A 21,967-nucleotide genomic window follows, 5' to 3' on the forward strand; every position below is an offset into this window, starting at 1 on the left:
GTGCGGGGAATCCACGTCGTCACGGGGACGGGCACGGAGGTCGGCAAGACGGTCGCCACGGCGGCGATGGCAGCGGCAGCCCTGGAACGGGGGCTGTCCGTCGCGGTGCTGAAACCCGCTCAGACCGGCGTGGCGGAGGGTGAGCCCGCCGATGTGGAGAAGGTGCGGCAGCTGGCGGGCGAGGAGGTCACAGGGGTCGAACTCGCCCGCTATCCGGAGCCGTTGGCGCCCGGGACCGCCGCGCGGCGGTCGGGCCTCGCCTGCGTGGACCCCGCGCAGATCGCGGAGGCCGCGCGGCGGCTGGCGGACCTGCACGACCTGGTGCTGGTGGAGGGCGCGGGCGGGCTGCTCGTACGGTTCGACGACGCCGGGGCGACCCTCGCTGACGCGGCCCGGCTGCTGGATGCCGAGGTGGCGGTGGTCGCCGCCGCGGGTCTGGGCACGCTCAACGCGACGGCGCTGACCACGGAGGCCCTGCGCGCCCGCGGACTGCGCACGCGCGGCGTGGTGATCGGCAGCTTTCCCGCCGAGCCCGATCTGGCGACGCGCTGCAACGTGGAGGACCTTCCGGCGGCGTCCGGAGCGGCGCTGGCGGGCGTGCTGCCCGCGGGGGCAGGAGCGATGAGCACCCTCGACTTCCGTGCGGCTGCGCCGAGTTGGCTCACCGGCAGGCTCGGCGGCACCCGTAAGGGCATCTGACCCTCGGCAACTGGCCCTCCGACCCGGCCGGCTCCCGTGGCCGCGGCATGCGCGTGCCGTCCGGCTGCTCGGCAGCGCACGCCGGCTACGAGCCCTGCTGCCGCCCGCACCGTCGGCCCGGGGGGCGCTGCCCGGGTCAGCTCGTCCAGCTGCGCAGTTCGAGGGCGATGTCGCGCACGCCCGCAGAGCCGTCCTTGACGAGCCACGCCAGGTCGCGGATCTTCTCGGGCGACGCCTGGACCCGCAGCCCGCTGGCCACGAGGTAGCCGTAGGCGACGGCACACGCGAACAGCGCGTTGCCCCGTTCCAGCGCGGGCACGTGGAGCAGAAGCTGCAGCAGCGCGGCGGCCCGGTCCTGCGGCTCGGCGTAGACGGGGCGCTCGAATATGGTCGCTTCGTGCCTGCTGACGGCGGCGACGAGAGCTCCGTAGTCGGTGACACGGGGGTCACCGGGGGCCTTGGACTCCGCGACCATCAGAAGCCAGGCGAGGTCGATGCGGAGAGTCACGTACGCGGAAGACCCTCGCTCTCGCGGTGGCCGGGCTCCGGGAACTCCTCCGCGAAGACCGACTCGTAGCTCTTCATGAACTCCGACGCCGCTTCGACGAACGTCTGGCCCGCCTCCCCGGCGTCGCGCTCGACCAGCTCCTCGATGTAGCGGTTCATGCTCACTCCCCGCTCGAGGGCGCGCTCTCGCGCCGTGTGTGCGGTCGCTTCATCCACCCGGACGTTCAGCTGAGTCTTCGACACACATCAAAGCTAGCACTCAACTGCTAGCAGTGGCTATGGGGCGGGTTCGGGCGGCTCCTGCACGGTCGGACCCCGCTGTCAGTGCCCTGCCCTACAGTTCCGCGCCGTGACGGACTGCGGGGGGAATCCGCGGACCCGAAGAGGGGGAAGCAGACGTGAGCTGGACGGGATGGGCCGTGGTCGCGCTGGTGGCCGTCGTCGGCGGATGGATGCTCTTCGACGGGCTGCATGCACTGGTCACGGGCGATTTCGTGACGCCCGGCAGCGGAACGCACGCCGGTCGGCTGGGCCCGTGGGCGGACCTGGTCTCCGGCATCGGGGGCGATCCCAGATCGCTGCTGGTCAAGTGGGCTTTCGTCGGGTATGCGGCGGCGTATCTCATCTCGGTGGCGGCGTTCGCAGCGGGAGCGGTGCAGGCATGGTGGGCGGTGGCGCTCCTCGCCGCGCTCGGGCTGTGGTACCTGCCGTTCGGAACGGTGGCGAACCTGATCGTGCTGGTGCTCCTGCTCTCGCCTTCGCTCCGCATACGCAGCTGACCGGTACAGCCCGGCGTCCAGGTGTCCGCATAGTGGAAACCCTTCGCGGTTCCCGGAGTGCCGGTGATCGACTGCCGGAATGAGCGACTTGGTGATACGGGCCGCGACGGACGACGACGTCGACGGCGTTCTGGAGTTCTGGGCGGACGCGGCGGAGGGCACCAGCATCAGCGACGACGGGAAGGGGGTGGCCACGCTGATCGCCCGGGACCCGGGGGCTCTCCTGCTCGCGGAGCGTGGCGCAGAGCTCGTCGGCACGGTGATCGCGGGGTTCGACGGGTGGCGCTGCCACCTATACCGTCTGGCAGTGAGCCCGCGGCAGCGCCGACGAGGCGTTGCCACCGCACTGCTCGAAGCGGCCGAGGAGCGCTTCACTGCGCTGGGCGGCCGGAGATCGGATGCGATGGTGCTCGACCGCAATGCCCCGGGGAGGTCCGCCTGGACCGCGACCGGCTACGCCCCGGAGCCGCAATGGACCCGGTGGGTCAAGCACCTGAACTGAGCGCATAGCGGTGCTCTGCACGGGAACTCGCTCGCGGCCCCGTCCGTCTACGATGAACAACCGCCGTCGCTCCCGGCCGCCGGGCCGGTGACGCCCACGCCCCTCGCAGAGCAGGGCACCCCTGAACGAAAGGTGTGAGAGTCCGCCCATGGGCGACCCTCCCAACAGCACACAGCACCGTGACCGGCACAGCGCGAGCGCCCCGCCCCGCCCCGCGCCGCCCACCGCGTCCCGCCATGCGTTTCCGTCTCCCGCGGAGGCGGCACGGTGACCGAGGTGCTCTTCCTCCTCCTCGCGCTGCTGCTCGCCCTGGCCTGCGGCGCGTTCGTCGCCGCCGAGTTCTCGCTGACGACGGTGGAGCGCGCCGATCTGGAACGCGCCGTGCAGCGCGGCGAGCGGGGCGCCCGCAGTGCGATGGCAGCGGTGCGGTCGCTGACGTTTCAGCTGTCCGGTGCACAGCTCGGGATCACGGTCACCAATCTGGTCGTCGGCATGCTGGCCGAGCCGTCGATCGCGAAGCTGATCGCCGGCCCGCTGAGGGCCCTCGGCGTGCCGTCCTCGGCGGCGCCCTCTGCCGCGCTCGTCCTCGGCACCGCGCTCTCCACGCTCGTGCTGATGGTGGTCGGCGAGCTCGTCCCGAAGAACTGGGCGATCTCCAGGCCGCTGGACATCGCCAAGGCAGTCGCCACGCCGCAGCGGGCCTTCTCCGCGCTCTTCCGTCCGCTGATCCGGCATCTGAACAACACGGCCAACCGGATCATGCACCGGATGGGCCTCGAACCGACCGAGGAGCTGGCCTCGGCCCGGTCTCCCCGCGAACTCGTCGCGCTCGCCCGCCACTCGGCCAAGGAGGGCGCGCTGGAGCCGGACACGGCCGACCTGTTCGTGAGGACGCTGCACCTGCCGGAGCTGACGGCCGAGAACGTCATGACCCCGCGCGTGCAGGTCACGTCGCTGGATGTGCAGGCCAACGCCGAGGACGTCGCCAACGCCACCCGCGCCACGGGCCTCTCCCGTTTCCCCGTCGTGCGTGGCGGCCTCGACACCGTCGTCGGCATCGTCCGGATCAAGGACGTGCTTGCCGTGCCGGCGGATGAGCGTGCGCGCTATCCGGTGACGGACCTGATGCGCGAGCCCCTGCTCGTGCCGGAGTCACTGACCGTGGACCGGCTGCTGGACCGCATGCCGGGCGGGGACAGGAGTATTGCCGTCGTCATCGACGAGTACGGCGGCACGGCCGGTGTCGTCACCCTCGAGGACATCATCGAGGAAGTCGTGGGTGAGGTGCGCGACGAGCACGACCCACAGGAACCTCCGGACCTCGCCCCCGCGGGCCGCGACCCGGACGGGCGGCGCGTCTTCGACGCCGACGGCGCCACGCGCATCGACCAGCTGGAGGCCATCGGCCTGCGGGCACCCGAGGGCCCGTACGAGACGCTCGCCGGACTGGTCGCGACCGGGCTCGGCCGGATCCCCGAGCGAGGTGACTCGCTGGACGTCGCGGGCTGGCACATCGAGGTCGTCGACGCGCGCGGACGCCGCGCCGCCCGCGCGCAGCTGACCGCTCCGCCCGAGCCCGGTGAGGAGCACGGCGCCGACGAGGCAGCCGAGGAGGAGGTGGATCACCGATGACTGCGATCCAGCTGCTCATCGGACTGCTGACGCTCGTCGCCAACGCCTTCTTCGTGGGCGCGGAGTTCGGTCTGATCTCCGTGCGGCGCGCGCAGATCGAACCGCTCGCGGAGAACGGGGACCGGCGGGCGCGCAGCGTCCTGTGGGGCCTGGAGAACGTCTCCGCCCTGCTGGCGGCGGCGCAGCTGGGCATCACGCTCTGCACGCTGGTGCTCGGCATCGTGGCCGAGCCCGCCATCGAGCATCTCCTGGAGCCCCTCTTCCACCTGGTGGGCGTCAGCGACGGCCTCGCCGGCATCATCTCCTTCGTCATCGCTCTGACTGCGGCCACGTACGCGCACATGCTGCTGGGCGAGATGCTGCCGAAGAACATCGCTCTGGCCGGTCCGGAGCGTGCGGCGCTGCTGCTGGGCCCGCCGCTGGTGGCGCTGGCGCGGGCGCTGCGTCCGGTGATCTTCACGGTGAACGCGTTCGCCAACAGCCTGCTGAAGCTGCTGCGTGTGGAGCCCAAGGGCGAAGTCGTCTCGACGTTCTCCGACGACGAACTGGCGCAGATGGTCGCCGACTCCAGCGAGGCGGGTCTGCTGGACGCCGCCTCCACGGAACGTCTGCGTGACGCGCTGGAGCTCGGCCGGCGTCCCGTCGGCGCCATCGCCAAGCCCACCGAGGAGGTCGTCGCCGCCCGCCTGGGAGTAACCCCCGAGGAGCTGGAGCAGCTCGCGGCCAGCTCGGGCTTCTCCCGCTTCCCGGTGGTCGACAGCAAGGGACGCGCTCTGGGATATCTGCACGTCAAGGACGCGCTGGACGCCCTCCCCCGCGACGCGGCCTTCCCCGCCACGGCGATGCGGCCGATCGCCCGGGTCCACGCCTCGATGCCGCTGGACGACGTGCTGGGAGCGATGCGCTCCAGCAGCACGCATCTCGCCGCGGTGATGGACGACGGCCGACGCACGGCGGGAGTGGTCACCATGGAGGACGTGCTGCGCGAGCTGGTGCACCGCAGTCCGGAGGAGGAGCCGACGAGCACTGAAAGGTCGTCCTGAGCAACCGGATACGATGAACGGCCGTGAACACCGCGCAGGACTCCCCAGATGTCTCCCGGGCCCGTGAGACCCCCGTCATACGCAGCTTCGTCGCCATCGGCGACTCCTTCACCGAAGGCATGTCCGACCGCCTTCCGGACGGCAGTTACCGCGGCTGGGCGGACCTGCTCGCGAGGCGCCTCGCCACCCACGCGGCGGGCGCTGCCCCGCGCCCGGCCTCCGGGCAGCCCGCGGAGGAGGAACACTTCCGGTACGCCAACCTCGCGGTGCGCGGCAAGCTCATCGGGCAGATCGCCGAGGAACAGGTGGACGCGGCAGCCGCGATGAACGCCGACCTGGTGACGCTCGTCGGCGGCCTCAACGACACGCTGCGGCCCCGGTGCGACATGGGCAGGGTGTGCGGCGTACTGGAGGAGTGCGTGGGCAAACTGGCGCCGGGCTGCGGGCAGTTGGTGCTGATGCGCAGTCCCGGGCGCAACGGCCCCGGGCTGGAGCGCTACCGGGCCCGCATGGAGCGCCTGTTCGAGTTCATCGACGATCTGGCCGGACGGCACGGTGCGGCAGTCGTCGATCTGTACACCGGAGGGCCACTGGCGGATCCGCGACTGTGGGCCGACGACCGGCTGCACCTGACCGGTGAGGGACACAGCCGGGTCGCCGAAGCGGTGTGCCAGCAGCTGGGTCATTCCGCCGTCTCGGACTGGCGCGCCCCCTCGCTCCCTCCCCCTCACCGTCGTGGACGGCCCGGCGCCGGGCCGATGCGCGCTTCACACGGGAACATCTGCTGCCGTGGGTCGGCCGGCGGCTGACCGGACGCTCCAGCGGCGACGGCCGCACTCCCAAGCGCCCCGAGCTGACGGCGCTGGCCTGCGAGGACACCCCGTAGAGGCCGGGGCGCCACCCCGTAGAATCGGGCGGTGTGACTGACAAGCCCCGCATCCCCGACGTCCTGGCCTCCCGCTACGCCTCCGCCGAGCTGGCCCGGCTGTGGTCCCCCGAAGAGAAGGTGGTGCTGGAGCGGCGGCTGTGGCTTGCGGTGCTGCGGGCCCAGCGCGACCTGGGTGTGGACGTGCCCGAGGCGGCCGTCGCCGACTACGAGCGTGTCCTGGAGAACGTCGACCTGGCGTCCATCGCGGCACGGGAGCGGGTCACCCGGCACGATGTGAAGGCCCGCATCGAGGAGTTCAATGCGCTGGCCGGGCACGAACACGTGCACAAGGGCATGACCTCCCGGGACCTGACGGAGAACGTCGAGCAGCTGCAGATCCGGCTGTCGCTGGAGCTGGCGCGTGACCGCACCGTCGCGCTGCTGGCCCGGCTGGGCCGGCTGGCCGGGGAGCACGCCGAGCTGGTAGTCGCCGGACGGTCGCACAACGTGGCCGCGCAGGCCACCACCCTCGGCAAGCGCTTCGCCACCGCCGCGGACGAACTCCTCGTCGCCTACGAACGGTTGACGCAGCTGCTCGCGCGCTACCCGCTGCGCGGCGTCAAGGGCCCCGTCGGCACCTCGCAGGACATGCTGGACCTGCTCGGCGGCGACGAGGAGAAGCTCGCCGAACTGGAGCGCAGGGTCGCCTCCCATCTCGGCTTCGCGCGCACACTCACCTCGGTCGGACAGGTCTATCCCCGCTCCCTCGACCACGACGCGGTGACGGCACTGGTCCAGCTGGCCGCGGCGCCCTCGTCGCTGGCGAAGACGATCCGGCTGATGGCCGGGCAGGAGCTGGTCACTGAAGGCTTCAAGGAGGGCCAGGTCGGCTCCTCCGCCATGCCGCACAAGATGAACACCCGATCCTGCGAACGCGTCAACGGCCTGATGGTGGTCCTGCGCGGCTACGCGTCGATGACGGGCGAGCTGGCCGGTGACCAGTGGAACGAGGGCGACGTCTCGTGCTCCGTGGTACGCCGGGTGGCTCTGCCCGACGCCTTCTTCGCCCTCGACGGACTGATGGAGACCTTCCTCACGGTGCTCGAGGAGTTCGGCACCTTCCCCGCCGTCGTGGAGCGCGAACTCGACCGCTATCTCCCCTTCCTGGCCACCACGAAGGTCCTGATGGCGTCCGTACGGGCGGGGGTCGGCCGGGAGACCGCACACGAGGTCATCAAGGAGCACGCAGTCGCCTCGGCTCTGGCGCTGCGCGCGGGAGCTGAGCGCAACGAGCTCCTCGACCGGCTGGCCGAGGACGGGCGAATCCCTCTCGGGCACGGGGAGTTGAGCGCTCTGATGGCCGACCGGCTGGCCTTCACGGGCGCCGCCGCGGGTCAGGTCGGTGCGGTCATCGCCCGCATCGAGGAGATCACGAAGGAGCACCCGGAAGCCGCGGCCTACACGCCGGGGGCGATCCTCTGACGCGCCGCACGCCCCGCTTCTCCTTCTGACTTCGAGGGGAGGTGGCCCCATGGCCCGTGCTGCACGCGGCCGGGTTCACACCGCGCCTGCTGCGGCCGGACGAGGAGCGCGAACTGCTCGAGTACGGCCCGGGCATCACCAACGTCGTGCAGCGGGCCAGTGCACAGGGCGACGAGCTGAGCGCCGCGGAGTACGGGAATACGGCGAGTTTAAGCGGCGTGCGGCTGCCGACGAAGAGGACGGGTTGCGTACACCAGGCGCAAGACGGAACTGATCCAACGCGTCGTCGACCAGGAGCGTGCCGCCCGCGGCCTGCCTCTCGTGCCGGTCTGGGAGGAGTGAGCCCAGACCGGCGGCCCCCGCGCGACCCGGCATCCGGCCGGAGTGCGGTCAGAGAGCTGTGGCCCGGCACGACAGCTAGGGAGGGTCGTTGACGGTGACGGCTGCGATCAGCTGGAAGGGAAGTGCAGGGCCCAGCTGCGAGACGCCCACGGCGACCCACCGGCCCTCCGCCTGCCACAGCTCCACGTACGGAACGCCCTCGCTCAGCCCCTGCCACGGCTCGGGTATCTCCTCTCCCTCGGTGCCGCGCATCAGCGCGCCGCTCAGGCTGACCAGCTGCGGCTCCCCCCACCGTCCGGTGAGCAGCACGCTCAACGCCCCGCACTCCGCTTCGTACTGCTCCCCGGTGGTGAGCCGGCGCGCACCGTCGCCCTCCCAGAACTCCTCGCTCGTGGCCAGCTCCGCCAGGTGGTAGCCGGGACCGCTGACCACTTCGGCCTGCCGGCCCCGCTGCTCCGGGAACGGGCGGTCGCGTAACACGTCGATGGTGGCGAGGTGTTGGGCCAGGTCGCTCATTCCTCCAGTAAACCTCCGCCCGCCGACATCCGGGCGGGTCTCCATCCCGCGCACCCCCCGCGTCGGACGCTGCTCCGCACCAAAGTGGACCAACCTCCCTTGCTCTGGGGCGAGTTGGCCCTACTCGCGGTAACTGCGGCTTCCGGATACCATCCGGCTCAGGGCGGAGGCAAGGAGGCGGACTTGACGCGGCTCTCCGGCAGGGATCCCTCTCTGCTGCGACGGATCAACTCGACCGCTGTACTGCGCGTGCTGCGCACCGAGTTCGGCCGGTCCCCGCTGACCCTCACGGACCTGGCAAACGCCACCGAGCTGTCACGCCCCACCGTTGAGGGCGTGATCGAGGGCCTCGTGGGTGCGGGGCTCGCGGCCGAGGCCGAGGGAAGCCCCGCCGGCACGCCGCGCGCGGCGCGGCGCGGCCGCCCGGCCCGGCGATTCCGCTTCAGGGCCGAGGCGGGGCACGCCATCGGCGTGGAGATCGGCGTCCACCGGGTAGCCGCCGTGCTCTCCGACCTGACGGGCGAGATCGCCGGCACGGTCACCCGGGAGGTGGACGAGGACACCCCCGCCGTCGAGCGGCTGGTACAGGCACACAGCACCGTCTCCGAGCTCATCGACGTCAGCGGCACGGGATGCGGCTCGCTGCGCGCGGTGGGTGTGGGCACCCCGGGAATCGTGGAGGCGGACGGCACCGTACGGCTGAGCACGGCACTGCCCGGCTGGACGGGCCTGCCGCTGGGCGAGAAGCTGCGGGAGACGGCCTTCGGCTGCCCCGTCATCGTGGAGAACGACGCCAACTCCGCTGTCGTCGCGGAGCGTTGGCAGGGCGCGGCGGAAGGCGCCGAGGACGTCGTGATGGTGCTCGTCGGGCTGAGCCCGGGGGCGGGCTCGCTGATCGGCGGGCGGCTGCACCGGGGGTTCGGCGGTGCAGCGGGCGAGATCGGTGCGCTGCACCTGCTGGGCCGCGAGGCGACCCCGGAGCGGCTGCTGTCGACCACGGGCGAGCCGCTGCACCCCCTGGACGAGGCCGCCGTCGCGCGCGTCTTCGCCCTGGCGCGTGCGGGCGACGAGCAGGCGGAGCGCGCGATGGAACGGTTCGTTCAGCGCCTCGTGCACGACGTCGCCGCGCTGGTACTGGCCCTCGACCCGGAGCTGGTGGTCATCGGGGGCTGGGCCTCGGGGCTGGACGACGTACTGGAGCCGCTGCGCTGCGAGTTGGAGCGCTACTGCCTGCGGCCGCCGCGTGTCGCCCTGTCGGTACTGGGCGAAGCGGCGGTCGCCACGGGTGCACTGCGGCTCGCTCTCGACAAGGTCGAGAGCGAGCTCTTCAGCGTCAACAGCGACTGAACCGCCCGGCGGCCGCGGCGCGGTGGCGTCGGGGCGCCCCATCGGGAGCGGGGCTCTCGGGGGCCGGCACCACGGGCTCGGGAACCTTGTCTCCGAAGGTGAGGCGGCAGGTGTCTGCACGGTAGGTGGAGACGGAGACGGCGGCGGTCGTGCCCTGTGAGACGTAGCGGGTGGTGACGACCAGCACGGGAGCGCCGGGCAGCCGGTCGAGCTGACGGGCGTCGTCGGCGCGCACGGAGCCGAGTTCCACCGTGCGCTCCTTGCCCTCCAGTTCGAGACGGTGCAGTTCGCGGAGCACGGCTCGGCCACGGGCGGTGCCCCCGGAGTCCATCACGGGAAGCCCGGGCACCGAGGAGTGCGGCACGTACAGCACTTCCGTCGCGACGGGCTGGCCGTGGGTCATGCGACTGCGGCGCACCGAGTGCACCGGTTCGCCGGCGTCCCGGCCCAGCAGCGCCGCAACACCGGCGGGCGGGGTCGCCTCATCGCTCTCGCCGGTCTGCCACGCGTCGTCCGGGCTGCCGGGCCATCCCTGCTCACCCGGGCCGACGTCCACGCCGAAACGGGGCGGTGCGACGGTGGTGCCGACGCCGCGCCGGCGCTGGAGGCGGCCTTCGAGTTCGAGCTGTTCGAGGGCCTGCCGGAGGGTGGCGCGCGCGACGCCGAAGCGGGCGGCAAGCTCGCGCTCGTTGGGCAGGATCTCGCCGACCTCGAACTCGGAGTCCAGCGCGTCCGACAGCACGGTCTTCAAGTGCCAGTACTTCGGCTCCGGCACCGCATCCAGCTGTGTGGTCCCCACTGTGGCTCCGCCTTCCCCTGCATCCACCGGCCCGTGCGGGACGGGGCTTTATACGAGCTTGTTTTTAAAAGGTCCTTGCGTATGGCCGACCCTAGGGCGAGGCCGGGGCTTGGTCAAGACCAATGAGGCGGAGCCTGGGGCTGGTCAGCGCGCACGACGGCTGGGATGATCGATCATCGCTCAATGATGTGCGGAGACGGAGGGCTCATGGCGGAGCAACAGCGGATCACGGTCGTCACCGGCGGGAGCCGCGGTATCGGCTCCGCCGTCGCCGTACGCCTTGCACGGGCCGGCCACGACATCGCCATCGGGTACGAGCGCTCCCGCGAGGCCGCCGAGGAGACCGCACGTGCCGTACGCGCCCACGGCGTGCGGGCGGTGCCCGTGCAACTGGACACCAGCGTCGAGGCAGAGGTGGACCGGCTCTTCGACACGGTGCGCGACGAACTCGGGCCCGTGACGGGGCTGGTGAACAACGCCGGGGTGACCGGGCCCCTGGGACGCTTCACCGAGACACCCACGGACGTGATGCGCCGCGTCCTCGACGTGAACGTGCTGGGAGCGCTGCTGTGCGCACGGCGCGCCCTGCTGGAGATGTCCACGGCGCACGGCGGCGACGGCGGCAGCATCGTGAACATCTCCTCCGGGGCCGCGACGCTGGGCGCACCGGGCGAGTACGTGCACTACGCCGCGTCCAAGGCCGCCGTCGACGCGATGACGGTCGGCCTCGCCAAGGAGTTCGGGCCGGCGGGAGTTCGGGTCAACTCCGTTCAGCCGGGAGCCGTGCTCACCGACATGCACGCCACCATGGGCGACGCCGAACGGCCCTGGAAGAAGGCCCCGGCGATCCCGGCGCGGCGCCCGGGCGAACCCGGCGAGGTTGCGGCCGCGGTGGCCTGGCTGCTCTCCGACGAGGCGTCGTTCACCAGTGGCGCGGTGCTGCGGGTGGCCGGCGGGGCGTGAGGGGCGGACCGCTCATGGCATGCGGGCCGCGTGACTCACCGTGGCCGCAGATGGGCCAGCTTGTCGGGGTTGGCGAGCAGGTACACGCTCTGGATGACGCCGTCCGCCACGTCCAGGAGGATCACGCCGGCGGGTTTGCCGCCGAGCGAACCGACCAGCGCGGCCGCGCCGTTGAGCTCCGCGAACTCGAACTCCAGGTCCGCGACGCCCTGCTGGGCGATGGCGGCCATGAAGCGCCCGACCTTGCGGGCCGAAGTGATGGTGCGCATGGGCGCCTTGGCCTTGCCGCCGCCGTCCCCGACCAGACGCGCGTCGGGAGCGAGCATGGCGAGCAGCCCGTCGAGGTCTCCCCTGGTGGCCGCGTCGAGGAACCGCTGGGTCAGCTCGCGCTGCTGCTCGGGGTCGACCTCGTAGCGGGGCGTGCGCTCCGTCACGTGACTCCGGGCGCGCGCGGCGAGCTGCCGCACGGCTGCCGGGGTACGGTCGAGGGCGGCGGCGATCTCCTCGTACGGGAAACCGAAGGCCTCGCGGAGCACGAACACAGCGCGCTCCAGCGGCGAGAGGGATTCCAGGACCACGAGAACGGCGACGGAGACGGACTCGGTCAGGATCACGCGGTCCGCACCGTCGGGAACCACCTCGGCGCGGACGTCGGTCGGCAGGGGCTCGGGAAGCCACGGCCCGACATAGGTCTCCCGCCGCGCCTGTGCCGAGCGCAGCCGGTCCAGGGCGAGCCGTGTGGTGGCGCGGACCAGGAAGGCGCGGGGCCGGCGCACTTCCGCGCGGTCGGCCGAGGCCCAGCGCAGCCAGGTGTCCTGGACGACGTCCTCCGCGTCGGCGACGCGGCCCAGCATGCGGTAGGCGACCCCCAGCAGAACCGGCCGGTGTTCCTCGAAAACCGCGGTCCCGTCGCTCTCTTCGGCGTCCACGGGCCCATGATGTCACCCCGTGGCGGGCGGCTTGTGCGCACCACCGTGTACCGGCCGGGCCGGCCGCGGGTTCGGCAGAAGGCTTCCGCGCCGCGCCACTTGCTGACATTGTGTCTACGTACGGGTGTGCCCCGCGGGGCCGTCCTGTGCCCGCCGTAGGAGAACCAACGAGGAGTGGACCATGGCCGCCGTCGCCTCCCCCCATGCGCCCGTGCCCGTCACCGAGTCCTTCGTGCACGTATCCCCCGACGGGCGGCCGGACTTCGACCTCGCCTACGAACGCCGTGGGAGCGGGGAGCCGGTCGTCCTGCTGCACGGCATCGGGCACCACTGGCAGGCCTGGGAGCCGGTATTGAGTGTCCTGGCCGCCTCCTGCGAGGTGATCGCGGTCGACCTGCCGGGCTTCGGCGCCTCGCCGAAGCTGCCGGACGGCGTCTCGTACGAACTCGGCAGCGTCATACCGCTGCTGAACGACGCGTTCACCGCTCTCGGCCTGGAGCGCCCCCATGTGGTGGGCAATTCCCTGGGCGGCCTGCTCGCGCTGGAGCTGGCGCTGCACGGGCACGCCCGTTCCGTCACGGCCCTGTCCCCCGCCGGTTTCTGGAAGGGCTGGGAGCGGCGCTACGCGTACGCAGTACTGATGGGGATGCGCGCCGGCGCCAAGGGGATTCCCGACGGAATGCTCCAGGGCATCGCCCGCAGCGCCGCCGGCCGGGCAGCGCTCACCAGCACCATCTACGCGCGGCCGGGCCGCCGTTCGCCCGAGGCCGTGGTGGCGGAGACGCGCTCGATGCGCGCCGCCACCGGGTTCGCACCCACGCTCGAGATCGGACGGCGCCCGGACGTGGTCTTCGACCAGGACATCCCCGGCCTTCCGGTCACGATCGGATGGGGCGAGAAGGACCGGCTGCTGCTGCGCCGCCAGGCCGCGCGGGCGAAAAGGGCGATACCCGGAGCGCGTCTCGTGCCGCTGCCGGGCTGCGGTCACGTCCCGATGAACGACGACCCCGCCCTTGTGGCCCGCCTGGTGCTGGAGACGGTGCGGGCGGCCTGAAACGGACGTCACACGGAGGGACGGACGAGCTGCGGTGCGGGACCCGGCGGGCGCCGGGTCCCGTCCAGTTCAGGGCCGGTGCACCGCGGGCACCTCTTCACCGGCCGGCACCGGGCCGGGAGGAGTGCCGTCGCCGAAGGGCCGGCCGCCCAGCTGCTCGCGATGGTGGGGGGTCAGCCATCCGGACAGGTCCGGCCCGGCGGGCACGATGCCCGTCGGGTTGATACCGGTGTGGACCCCGTAGTAGTGCCGCTTGATGTGATCGAAGTCCACCGTGTCCCCGAAGCCGGGGGTCTGGTAGAGGTCACGGGCGTACGCCCACAGCACCGGGTCCTCTGCGATCTTCGAACGGTTGCATTTGAAGTGGCCGTGATAGACGGCGTCGAAGCGTACGAGCGTGACGAAAAGGCGGATGTCCGCCTCGGTGATGGTCTCCCCCACCAGGTAGCGGTTGTCCGCGAGCCGGGCGGAGAGCACGTCCAGGCGGCGGAAGACATCGCCGTACGCTCTCTCGTACTCCTCCTGCCCGGTCGCGAAACCCGCCCGGTAGACGCCGTTGTTGACGTCTCGGTAGACGCCTTCCATCACCTCGTCGATCTCGTCACGCAGCTCCTCCGGGTACAGATCCGGCGCACCGGAGCGGTGCAGATCCGTCCACTCGGTGGCAAGGTCCAGCGTCAGCTGCTGGTAGTCGTTGGTGACCAGCCGGCCGCTGGGGACGTCGACGATCGCGGGGACGCTCACCCCGCCCGGGTACTCCCCCTCGCGTGCGTCGTACGCCTCGTGCAGGAAGCGGATGCCCAGCACCGGGTCCTTCTCCCCCGGGTCGAGCGTGAAGCGCCAACTGCGGTCGTCCTGAAGGGGATCGGTGATACCGAGCGACAGCGCTCCCTCAAGACCGAGCAGCCGCCGCGAAATCGCGGCCCGGCTCGCCCACGGGCAGGCACGGCTGATGACGAGCCGGTAGCGATCCGGCTCGACGGGCCAGCCGTCGGCGCCGTCGGCTGTGATCCGGTCCGTGAAGTGGCTTCTGGACCGTTTGAAGGGCTTGCTTCCGTACGCGGTGTTGCTCTGCGCGGTACCGTCCTGCGCGGTGGTGCCGGTCGCGTCGCCGTCGCGGCTCAATGTGCGGTTCCTTCCCCTGCGGGTCTCCGGTGGTCCTCTACCCCTGTGCGGTCAGGTCCACCGCTGCGGTCGGCGCCTCCGTCCGGGTGGAGGACGCGACGGCCGTGCGCCGACGGGCCCGGGGAGCTCCACCGCCCCGGACCCGCGACCGGCCGGCCCACGGGGTCGTCAGACGATCTCCTCGCTCATCTCCGCGAGTTCACGGTCGCCGCTGCTGGTGCTGAAGGTGGGCGTGGTGTACGAACCGCGCCCGGCCAGGGCCCACCAGATGGACGCCAGCCCGAGCACGCAGATCAGGGCGACGGGCGCGTAGTTGAAGGAGTCGGCGTTGATGGGGTGCGTCTGCGGGAGGCAGAAGAGCACCGTCACGAGGGCGACCCACACCACGGCCGTCCAGCCGATCGGTACGCCCCAGCGCCCGAGGTTCCACTTCCCCTGCCGGAAGCGCTCCTTGTACCGCAGCCGGAGGAAGATCGGGATGGCGTAGGCCGGAGTGATACCGATGACGGCGATGGCGGTGACCGCACCGTAGGCCGCCTTGCTGTAGAGGGCGGGCAGCGCGAGCAGCGCCGCCACCGCCACGGTCAGCAGCACGGCGGGTGCAGGAGTCCCCGTACGCGGGCTGACACGCCGCCACAGCGCGGAGAAGGGCAGAGCGCCGTCGCGGGAGAAAGCGAAGACCATGCGGCTGGTCGCGGCGACCTCGGCATTGCCGCAGAAGAGCTGGGCGATGATCACGATGAGCAGCAGCAGCTTCGCTCCGGTCAGGCCCAGCGCGTCGAGGAAGATCTGCGCGGGCGGCACGCCCGTGGCGCTGTTCTGAGTGCCCGCGTAGTCCTGGATGGCGAAGGTGACCCCCACGAGCAGCACGAACCCCGCGACCCACGACCAGCCGAGAGCGCGGACGATGCCCCGCGCGGCGCTGACCTCCGCGTCGGTGGTCTCCTCCGACAGGTGGGCACTGGCGTCGTATCCGGTGAAGGTGTACTGCGCCAGCAGCAGCCCGATCATCACGACGTACAGCGAACTGGACCAGCCGGTGTCGTTGACGAATTCACCGAAGACGAAGGAAGCCGGGCGGTGTTCGGAGGGAACGAGCGCCAGCACACCGACGATCACTGCGACACCGGCGAAGTGCCACCACACGCTTACCGAGTTGAGGACGCTGACCAGACGCACCCCGAAGAGGTTGAGGGCGGCGTGCAGCAGGAGGATGCACAGGAAGATCACCATGACGATGCCGGGTGTCGGTTCCACGCCCCACTGAAGGTTGAGGAGCGCACCGGTGAACATGGCCGCGCCGTAGTCGATTCCCGCGAGGGTCCCGAGCAGTCCGAGGAGGTTCAGCCAGCCGGTGCACCAGCCCCACCGGCGGCCGCCGAGCTGGTCGGCCATGTAGTACAGGGCACCGGAGGTGGGGTATGCGCTGGTGACCTCTGCCAGTCCGGCACCGACGAACATCACCATCAGACCGACCAGCAGCCAGCCCCACACCATCACCGCCGGCCCGCCGGTTATCAGGCCGAACCCGTAGAGCGTCATGCATCCGGACAGGACGGACACGACGGAGAAACTGATGGCGAAGTTGCCGAACGGGCCCATGCGCCGGATCAGTACGGGCTGGTATCCCAGATCGCGCAGCTTGGCGTCGTCGTCGATCCGGTCGTCACGGCGATGCCTGACCGTGGGTAGCAACGGAACCTCCTGGTGGTGCGGGGGAGTGGTGGCTGAGCAGCGGGGGGCGGCGGGGTGAAAGAGGGACGGACGGCGTGCGGTCGGGAACCGGATCAGCGGTCCGCGGCGAAGGACTCTTCGCGTGCCCGGCAGTACTCCGCCCTGGCGGCTTCGGGACGTTCGGGATCCTCCGCGACCTGAAGCCAGGGCTGCTGGGTGAAGTACGGGCCCAGGGCGGCGAAGACGCGCGCAGCGTCCGCCGCGCGGTTGCCCGCCCACAGCGCGTGCGCCAGGTGATTGAGATCCAGCACGGACTGGCTGGTGGGGTCCGTATGGTCGAACCAGCCGTGCAGGGCGGTGCCGGCATCGAGAGCGACAGGATCGTGGGCCCACTGCTGCCGCAGCAGCGGGTCGGCCCGGCCTTCGGCGACCTGGCGCCGGTACTGCTCGACGTAGGCGTAGAGCGGGAGCGCCAGCAGCGCGGAGCCGGCGGGGGCCCAGGAGGAGACCCAGCGGACGAAGTCCACGGCGGAGGCACGCGACGAGAAGCCTCCGCTTCCCCCGGACCGCGCGTGCAGGAAGTGCAGCATGCGGTGGTGGGCCTCGCGGTTGTATCTGTCGCGTTCGTAGACGCGGTAGAGCAGCCCCCACGGGCCCGGCGGCAGCATGGGCTCCGCGGCGCGTTCGCGGTGCTCACCCCGCTCCTGGCGCTCGTCCAGGCGGGCCAGCGCCAGCAGGCACACCCACGGCACGGGGTCGCCGGGCAGCAACTCGGCGGCCGTGTGGCACTCCTGGCGGGCGGTCTTCTCCAACTCGCCCGCGCTGTGGTGGTTTTCGCGACGGGCGCGGACGGCGCGCTCGACGGCCACCCTCGCCAGCATGGTGCGCGCGTCGGCACTGTGGGGGTCCTCGCGGAGCCAGGCCTCCACCACCTGGGACCCCGCCGCCACGACACCCAGCACCTGCGAACGGGCCGTCCGCAGCCCCCATGAGGTGCCCGTACGGTCGAGGAGCGCGCGCATCGCCATCCAGCGGCCCGCCCTCAACTCCTCGAGTGCGCTGCGCAGTTCGTTGTCGAAGCCTGCCGGGCTGTACACGGGGCGGATCCCGCGGCTCTGCCCTCCGGTGGTCCGCCGCATCAGCTCCGCTCCGTTACCACCCGGCGCGGCTGCGAACGGCGCGGCAGGCTGGGAGGGGGCAGGGGCGGGTGGTGCGGCATCACGGCAGTTCCTCAACGACAGGGGCAGGGAACGCAGCAGCCCGTGCCGGCCACTTGGCAGGCGAGCAGGGACGCGTTGCCGCGTGTCCCGTATTCATCACCGAACCTAACTCCTCCGAGGTCACAGGGCGGCATCGGGGAATGTGACGGTCCTGCGCCGAAAGTCCGCCAGCGGGTGGGGCTTTCGGCATCCGTACCGCTTTCCGGGTCCCTTCCCCGTCGCTTCCCGGCGCCCCTACGCGCTGCTCCCCCACCCGCGGTCCCGTCCTTTCCACTTCGAGCAGCCGCGCGTTGCAGGGAACCGGGCCTTCAGGGAACAGCGAGCACAGTCATGGGCGCGTGCGCGCGGAAGCGCACCGACGCTCCAGGTCAGGACGCATGGAGAGAGCTTGGGGGCAGCCGGGACGGCCGTCAAGCCTCCGGCTGCGATACACACATGAACGCCGCAAGGCACGCAGAGGACAACGGAACCCTTTCTGCCGTCGCGGCGTCGATGTTCACTGAGTCCAGTGTTCACCGCTGCGCTCTGCGAGGTGTCGCGTGCGCCGCCCGTGAGGCGGTGGTACGTATCGCCCGTTCGGTCCGTACAGGCCTGCTCCGTCCATCCGCGATCCAGGAGGCTCGTCCATGGCGCACGAGGACCCCATCTCCCGCAAGACCGGCGGCACGGCACCGGGACGCCGCGCCATGCTGCGCGGCTCGATCGCGGCATCCGCCGCTCTCTCCCTGCCCGCGCTGTCGGGGGCCGCCCCGTCGCAGGCGCTCAGCGGGCGTCCCGAGGCCAAGTGGGGTGTGCAGACGGGGGATGTGACGGCCTCTTCGGGCCTGGTGTGGGTGCGGGCGGACCGCCGTGCCCGGATGCTCGTCGAGACGTCGGCGACGGAGTCCTTCCGTCGCGCGCGCCGCTGGGAGGGCCCCGTCGTGGGGCCCGGGACCGACTTCACCGGCGTCACGCCGGTGCGGGGACTCCCCGCCGGTGAGCAGGTCTTCTACCGCGTCACCCTCTCGGACCCGGACGATCCGCGCCGCACCGGAGAGCCGGTCCGCGGCACCTTCCGCACCGCGCCGGACCGGCGCCGCCAGGGCGTGCGCTTCCTGTGGTCGGGGGACCTGGCGGGACAGGGCTGGGGCATCAATCCCGACCGGGGCGGCTATACGATCTTCGAGGAGATGCGCCGTCTGGACCCCGACTTCTTCCTCAACAGCGGCGACACCATCTACGCCGACGGGCCCATCGTGGAGAGGGTCGAACTGCCGGACGGCGGAGTGTGGCGCAACGTCACCACCGAGGAGAAGTCGAAGGTCGCCGAGACCCTCGCGGAGTTCCGCGGCAACTTCCGCTACAACCTTCTGGACGAGAACCTCCGCCGGTTCCAGGCGCAGGTGCCCTCCGTCGTCCAATGGGACGACCACGAGGTGCTCAACAACTGGTATCCGGGCGAGATCCTCGACGACGACCGCTACCAGGTGAAGGACGTCGACACGCTCGCCGCCAGGTCCCTGCGGGCGTTCGGCGAATACCACCCGCTCAGCACGCTCCCGGCGAAGGACCGGAACGGACGCGTCTACCGTGTCGTCCACCACGGACCGATGCTGGACGTCTTCGTCCTCGACATGCGCACCTACCGCAACGCCAACTCCCCCGGCACGCAGAAGCAGGACCCCCAAGGCATCCTGGGCGAAGCCCAGTTGACGTGGCTGAAGAAGGCGCTGTCGCGCTCGCGGGCAGTGTGGAAGGTCATCGCCGCGGACATGCCGCTCGGTCTCGCCGTGCCCGACGGAAAGACCGACTTCGAGGGTGTCGCACAGACCGACCCCGGCAAGCCCCTCGGCCGGGAGCTCCAGATCGCCGAGCTGCTGCGCCACATCAAGCGTGACCGCATCACCGGAACGGTGTGGTTCACCACCGACGTCCACTACACCTGTGCGCAGCACTACGACCCGTCGCGGGCGGCCTTCAAGGACTTCGAACCCTTCTGGGAGTTCGTCTCGGGGCCGCTCAACGCGGGCGGATTCCCCGCCCTGAAACTCGACGGCACCTTCGGGCCCTCGCAGCCCTTCATCAAGGCGCCTCAGAAGGCCAACACGCCGCCCACCGAAGGCGGTCAGCACTTCGGGCAGGTCGACATCGACGGCGGCAGCGGTGAGTTGACCGTCCGGCTGCGGGAGCAGGGAGGCGAGGTCCTCTTCACGAAGGTGCTGCAGCCGGGCCGGACCGGCCAGTGAGCGGCGGGCCGGGTGGCAGCCGGCCGGTGCGCGGCGGACGGTGCGTACCGGACCGCTGCGCTGGGAGCCGGTGACAGCGTGACCCACCGTCCGGAGCCACTGGGCTATCCCGGCGTGGGGGCCACGGGAAAGAGTCCCGCGCACTGGCCGGAAGGCTTCCGCACGCTGCGGGTCAGCAGCACGGTGGGCCGCGGCGACGCCGGATTCGCCGTCGCCGCGGACGCGGTGATGACCTGGCGGCTGCACCGGGTGGCCGGTGTGCGCTTCGACACCGGCGCGACCCGTGCAGCTGAGGGCGTGAAGGTCGTGGTGGGCCTGGGTGCCGGGCCGCTGCGGCTCCACGCGCCGTGCCGGGTGGTGTGGACAGTGGAGGAGGGGCGGCGCACCGGGTGGGCGTACGGGACGCTCCCCGGTCATCCGGTGCGCGGCGAAGAAGCGTTCGTCGTCGTCCAGGACGAGGACGGCACCGTCCGACTGGAGGTGCTCGCATTCAGCCTGCCCGCCTCCTGGTTCACGGTGGCCGCGGGCCCGCTGCTGCCCGTCTTCCAGAGGTGGTACGCGCGCAGATGCGGGCGTGTCCTGCGCAGGCTCGTACGCGAGGAGACGGGCACCGGCGGTTCCGGTCCCGGCCCTCGCACAGGCGGGGGCGAAAGCGGCATCGACCGGACAGAACATCCTTAACTCATCGGTCACAAGGCGTTCTTGATCAGGCAATGCCGGTGCGTGAGAGTGATGCCATGACTGACATGTCACAGAACGAGCAGCGATCCCGGCAGGACCTCCGCGGCCTCTTCGCAGGCCTCGGGAAGCGCCGTCCGCTGCTTCGCCGACACCGCCCGCAGTCACCGCCGGGAGACGCCACGAGCGCCGCCGCGGCAGGAGTGAAGTCCCAGCCGACCGGGGCGACTTCGCTGTGGCGGATGCGCACCACGGTTCCGGACGAGCCGGGGAAGCTCGCGCAGCTGTGCGGGGCCTTCGCCCGGCAGGGGGTGGACATCGTCTCGTTGCAGACCTTTCCCCTCGGCCTGCGGCCCGGGGAGACCCCAGCCCTCGGTCCGGGGCACGGGGAGACCGCGCCCCCTCCACCCGGCGCACCGTGCGGGGAGACGATGCCCGGCCAGGTGCGTGGGAACGCCGGCGATGGCACCGAGCCCGGGGGCGAGCAGGCCCTGGACGAATTCGTACTGCGCGCTCCCGAGGAGCTGGAGGCGGGCGACCTCACACGGATCGTGAACGGGGCAGGCGGAAGCAGCACCTGGGTCGAGCGCGCCGATTCGCACGACCTCGTCGACACTCCCACCCGCGTGCTGCGCCTGGCCGCCCGCACCGCCCTCGACACGGCCGAACTACCCCTCGCCCTACGTCAGTTGCTGGGCAGGTGCACCGTACGGTACGTGCCGTCGGTATCGCCCTTCTCCGGCGTACCGTCCTCGCTGGAGGTGCCACCGGAGGGAACGTACGAGGAGACCGTGCTGCGGCTGCCCGACCCGGCCGGCGGCGTCCTTGTCGTCGAGCGTCCCCAGCTTCCCTTCACGCCGGCCGAGTTCGCGCGTGCCGCCGCGCTCGTGGAGCTCGATCGCGTGCTGGGCGCCGGCACCCGGGTCCCGCGCACCCAGGACACCCTGACTCTGCCCGAGGGCCTGCCGGTCACCGTCGGGCGCGCGGACACAGCGGACCTGGACGCGGCCGTGAAGATGCACGAGCGGTGCTCGAGGGCGACGCTCGCCCAGCGCTACCACGGTCCGGTCAACGAGGCCGACCGCTATCTGCGCCACCTCCTCTCCCCGCACTTCGGGCGGACGCTGGCCGCTCGGACGGCGTCCGGGAAGCTTGTCGCGCTCGGCCATCTGCTCTGGGACGGCGACGAGGCCGAAGTCGCCCTGATCGTGGAGGACGACTGGCAGCACAGGGGCATCGGTACCGAACTGCTGCGCCGTCTGGCCCGGTTGGCCCTCGATGCGGGGACCTCCGAGATCTACGCCGTCACCCAGGCGTCGAACACGGCGATGGCCGCCGCGATGCGCAAGCTCGCACGGCCCCTCGACCACCAGGTCGAGGACCGGACGCTCGTCATCACCGCACACCTCGCAGGTGACGGTTCCGCCCTCGCGGGCAGCGCTTCAGCTTCCGCACCGACGTCCCACTCCTCAGCACGTGCCGTGGTGCCCGCCGGGGCCCCTTCCGCTCACGAGGGACGCCGCTGAGCGGCCGGGGGCAGCGCGGGCGGACGCATCACGGGCGGTGCCGCCGCCCCGCGACCG

20 protein-coding genes and 2 pseudogenes are annotated in these 21,967 nt (G+C 71.5%); 14 read left to right on the forward strand and 8 right to left on the reverse strand.

The window, feature by feature from the left end; all coding sequences use genetic code 11:
* Complete coding sequence (gene bioD, locus EV375_RS00720) at positions 1 to 699, forward strand: dethiobiotin synthase (protein ID WP_130297699.1); 699 nt, start codon at positions 1 to 3, stop codon at positions 697 to 699.
* 136 nt (positions 700 to 835) lie between these two features.
* Here the strand turns inward: bioD and EV375_RS00725 are convergent, their stop codons facing one another.
* Positions 836 to 1,207, reverse strand: a complete 372-nt coding sequence (locus tag EV375_RS00725) for a fic family toxin-antitoxin system, toxin component (RefSeq protein WP_130297700.1) — start codon at positions 1,205 to 1,207, stop codon at positions 836 to 838.
* A complete protein-coding gene (locus EV375_RS00730) occupies positions 1,204 to 1,449 on the reverse strand; it encodes a toxin-antitoxin system HicB family antitoxin (RefSeq protein WP_028437302.1) in 246 nt (81 codons plus the stop codon). The genes EV375_RS00725 and EV375_RS00730 overlap by 4 nt, the downstream gene beginning before the upstream one ends.
* A 155-nt stretch (positions 1,450 to 1,604) precedes the next feature.
* Here EV375_RS00730 and EV375_RS00735 point away from each other — a divergent pair, with 155 nt between their 5' ends.
* The 7 genes and pseudogenes from EV375_RS00735 to EV375_RS29485 form a co-directional block, all read left to right on the forward strand.
* Positions 1,605 to 1,985 carry a hypothetical protein gene (locus EV375_RS00735; protein ID WP_130297701.1) on the forward strand — a complete coding sequence of 127 codons (381 nt, stop codon included), beginning with the start codon at positions 1,605 to 1,607 and terminating at the stop codon, positions 1,983 to 1,985.
* 79 nt (positions 1,986 to 2,064) lie between these two features.
* Positions 2,065 to 2,487, forward strand: a complete 423-nt coding sequence (locus EV375_RS00740) for a GNAT family N-acetyltransferase (RefSeq protein ID WP_130297702.1) — start codon at positions 2,065 to 2,067, stop codon at positions 2,485 to 2,487.
* 267 nt (positions 2,488 to 2,754) lie between these two features.
* Positions 2,755 to 4,119, forward strand: a complete 1,365-nt coding sequence (locus EV375_RS00745; protein ID WP_130297703.1) for a hemolysin family protein — start codon at positions 2,755 to 2,757, stop codon at positions 4,117 to 4,119.
* Positions 4,116 to 5,162 carry a hemolysin family protein gene (locus EV375_RS00750; RefSeq protein WP_130297704.1) on the forward strand — a complete coding sequence of 349 codons (1,047 nt, stop codon included), beginning with the start codon at positions 4,116 to 4,118 and terminating at the stop codon, positions 5,160 to 5,162. The genes EV375_RS00745 and EV375_RS00750 overlap by 4 nt, the downstream gene beginning before the upstream one ends.
* 119 nt (positions 5,163 to 5,281) lie before the next feature.
* Positions 5,282 to 6,048 (forward strand): annotated as a pseudogene (locus EV375_RS00755) (SGNH/GDSL hydrolase family protein).
* A gap of 33 nt (positions 6,049 to 6,081) precedes the next feature.
* The gene (purB, locus tag EV375_RS00760; protein WP_130297705.1) at positions 6,082 to 7,512 is read left to right on the forward strand and encodes an adenylosuccinate lyase; all 1,431 of its coding nucleotides are present in this window, start codon (positions 6,082 to 6,084) and stop codon (positions 7,510 to 7,512) included.
* Between the two features lie 50 nt (positions 7,513 to 7,562).
* Positions 7,563 to 7,706: pseudogene (locus EV375_RS29485) on the forward strand (mismatch-specific DNA-glycosylase); the annotation flags it as partial.
* Between the two features lie 223 nt (positions 7,707 to 7,929).
* Here EV375_RS29485 and EV375_RS00770 read toward each other — a convergent pair.
* Complete coding sequence (locus tag EV375_RS00770; RefSeq protein WP_130297706.1) at positions 7,930 to 8,370, reverse strand: hypothetical protein; 441 nt, start codon at positions 8,368 to 8,370, stop codon at positions 7,930 to 7,932.
* Positions 8,371 to 8,553: 183 nt separating this feature from the next.
* On the opposite strand from EV375_RS00770, the gene EV375_RS00775 reads away from it, so the two are divergent.
* Entirely contained in the window at positions 8,554 to 9,717 is a 1,164-nt protein-coding gene (locus EV375_RS00775) for an ROK family protein (RefSeq protein WP_130297707.1), read from the forward strand.
* Here the strand turns inward: EV375_RS00775 and EV375_RS00780 are convergent.
* Entirely contained in the window at positions 9,704 to 10,516 is an 813-nt protein-coding gene (locus EV375_RS00780; RefSeq protein ID WP_130297708.1) for a GntR family transcriptional regulator, read from the reverse strand. The two genes, EV375_RS00775 and EV375_RS00780, sit on opposite strands and share 14 nt — an antisense overlap.
* 207 nt (positions 10,517 to 10,723) lie before the next feature.
* Between EV375_RS00780 and EV375_RS00785 the strand changes: the two genes are divergently transcribed.
* Positions 10,724 to 11,479, forward strand: a complete 756-nt coding sequence (locus tag EV375_RS00785) for an SDR family oxidoreductase (RefSeq protein ID WP_130297709.1) — start codon at positions 10,724 to 10,726, stop codon at positions 11,477 to 11,479.
* Positions 11,480 to 11,514: 35 nt separating this feature from the next.
* Here the strand turns inward: EV375_RS00785 and EV375_RS00790 are convergent, their stop codons facing one another.
* Positions 11,515 to 12,408 (reverse strand): RNA polymerase sigma-70 factor, encoded by an 894-nt coding sequence (locus tag EV375_RS00790; RefSeq protein WP_130297710.1) that lies wholly within the window; start codon positions 12,406 to 12,408, stop codon positions 11,515 to 11,517.
* A 181-nt stretch (positions 12,409 to 12,589) separates the two neighbouring features.
* On the opposite strand from EV375_RS00790, the gene EV375_RS00795 reads away from it, so the two are divergent.
* Complete coding sequence (locus tag EV375_RS00795; protein WP_130297711.1) at positions 12,590 to 13,462, forward strand: alpha/beta fold hydrolase; 873 nt, start codon at positions 12,590 to 12,592, stop codon at positions 13,460 to 13,462.
* A gap of 69 nt (positions 13,463 to 13,531) precedes the next feature.
* Here EV375_RS00795 and EV375_RS00800 read toward each other — a convergent pair whose 3' ends face one another.
* From EV375_RS00800 to EV375_RS00810, 3 genes are all read right to left on the reverse strand, one after another.
* The gene (locus EV375_RS00800; RefSeq protein WP_130297712.1) at positions 13,532 to 14,587 is read right to left on the reverse strand and encodes a glutathione S-transferase C-terminal domain-containing protein; all 1,056 of its coding nucleotides are present in this window, start codon (positions 14,585 to 14,587) and stop codon (positions 13,532 to 13,534) included.
* A gap of 168 nt (positions 14,588 to 14,755) precedes the next feature.
* Complete coding sequence (locus tag EV375_RS00805; RefSeq protein ID WP_486588208.1) at positions 14,756 to 16,282, reverse strand: amino acid permease family protein; 1,527 nt, start codon at positions 16,280 to 16,282, stop codon at positions 14,756 to 14,758.
* 92 nt (positions 16,283 to 16,374) lie between these two features.
* Positions 16,375 to 17,358, reverse strand: coding sequence for a hypothetical protein (locus tag EV375_RS00810; protein ID WP_486588209.1), 984 nt, complete (start codon positions 17,356 to 17,358; stop codon positions 16,375 to 16,377).
* 749 nt (positions 17,359 to 18,107) lie between these two features.
* Here EV375_RS00810 and EV375_RS00815 point away from each other — a divergent pair.
* The 3 genes from EV375_RS00815 (at position 18,108) to EV375_RS00825 (ending at position 21,910) form a co-directional block, all read left to right on the forward strand.
* Entirely contained in the window at positions 18,108 to 19,706 is a 1,599-nt protein-coding gene (locus tag EV375_RS00815; protein WP_130297714.1) for an alkaline phosphatase D family protein, read from the forward strand.
* Positions 19,707 to 19,784: 78 nt separating this feature from the next.
* Complete coding sequence (locus EV375_RS00820) at positions 19,785 to 20,387, forward strand: DUF1990 domain-containing protein (RefSeq protein WP_486588210.1); 603 nt, start codon at positions 19,785 to 19,787, stop codon at positions 20,385 to 20,387.
* A 56-nt stretch (positions 20,388 to 20,443) separates the two neighbouring features.
* Entirely contained in the window at positions 20,444 to 21,910 is a 1,467-nt protein-coding gene (locus EV375_RS00825; protein ID WP_486588211.1) for a GNAT family N-acetyltransferase, read from the forward strand.
* The last annotated feature ends 57 nt before the right edge of the window (positions 21,911 to 21,967 follow it).

Source organism: Streptomyces sp. CNZ301 (genome assembly GCF_004217425.1).

Excerpts from the sequence above, each read along its gene's own strand:
- EV375_RS00740 (WP_130297702.1), top strand. The coding sequence starts at position 2,065 with ATGAGCGACTTGGTGATACGGGCCGCGACGGACGACGACGTCGACGGC.
- EV375_RS00750 (WP_130297704.1), top strand. The coding sequence starts at position 4,116 with ATGACTGCGATCCAGCTGCTCATCGGACTGCTGACGCTCGTCGCCAAC.
- EV375_RS00770 (WP_130297706.1), bottom strand. The coding sequence starts at position 8,370 with ATGAGCGACCTGGCCCAACACCTCGCCACCATCGACGTGTTACGCGAC.
- EV375_RS00785 (WP_130297709.1), top strand. The coding sequence starts at position 10,724 with ATGGCGGAGCAACAGCGGATCACGGTCGTCACCGGCGGGAGCCGCGGT.
- EV375_RS00795 (WP_130297711.1), top strand. The coding sequence starts at position 12,590 with ATGGCCGCCGTCGCCTCCCCCCATGCGCCCGTGCCCGTCACCGAGTCC.
- EV375_RS00815 (WP_130297714.1), top strand. The coding sequence starts at position 18,108 with ATGGCGCACGAGGACCCCATCTCCCGCAAGACCGGCGGCACGGCACCG.
- EV375_RS00825 (WP_486588211.1), top strand. The coding sequence starts at position 20,444 with ATGACTGACATGTCACAGAACGAGCAGCGATCCCGGCAGGACCTCCGC.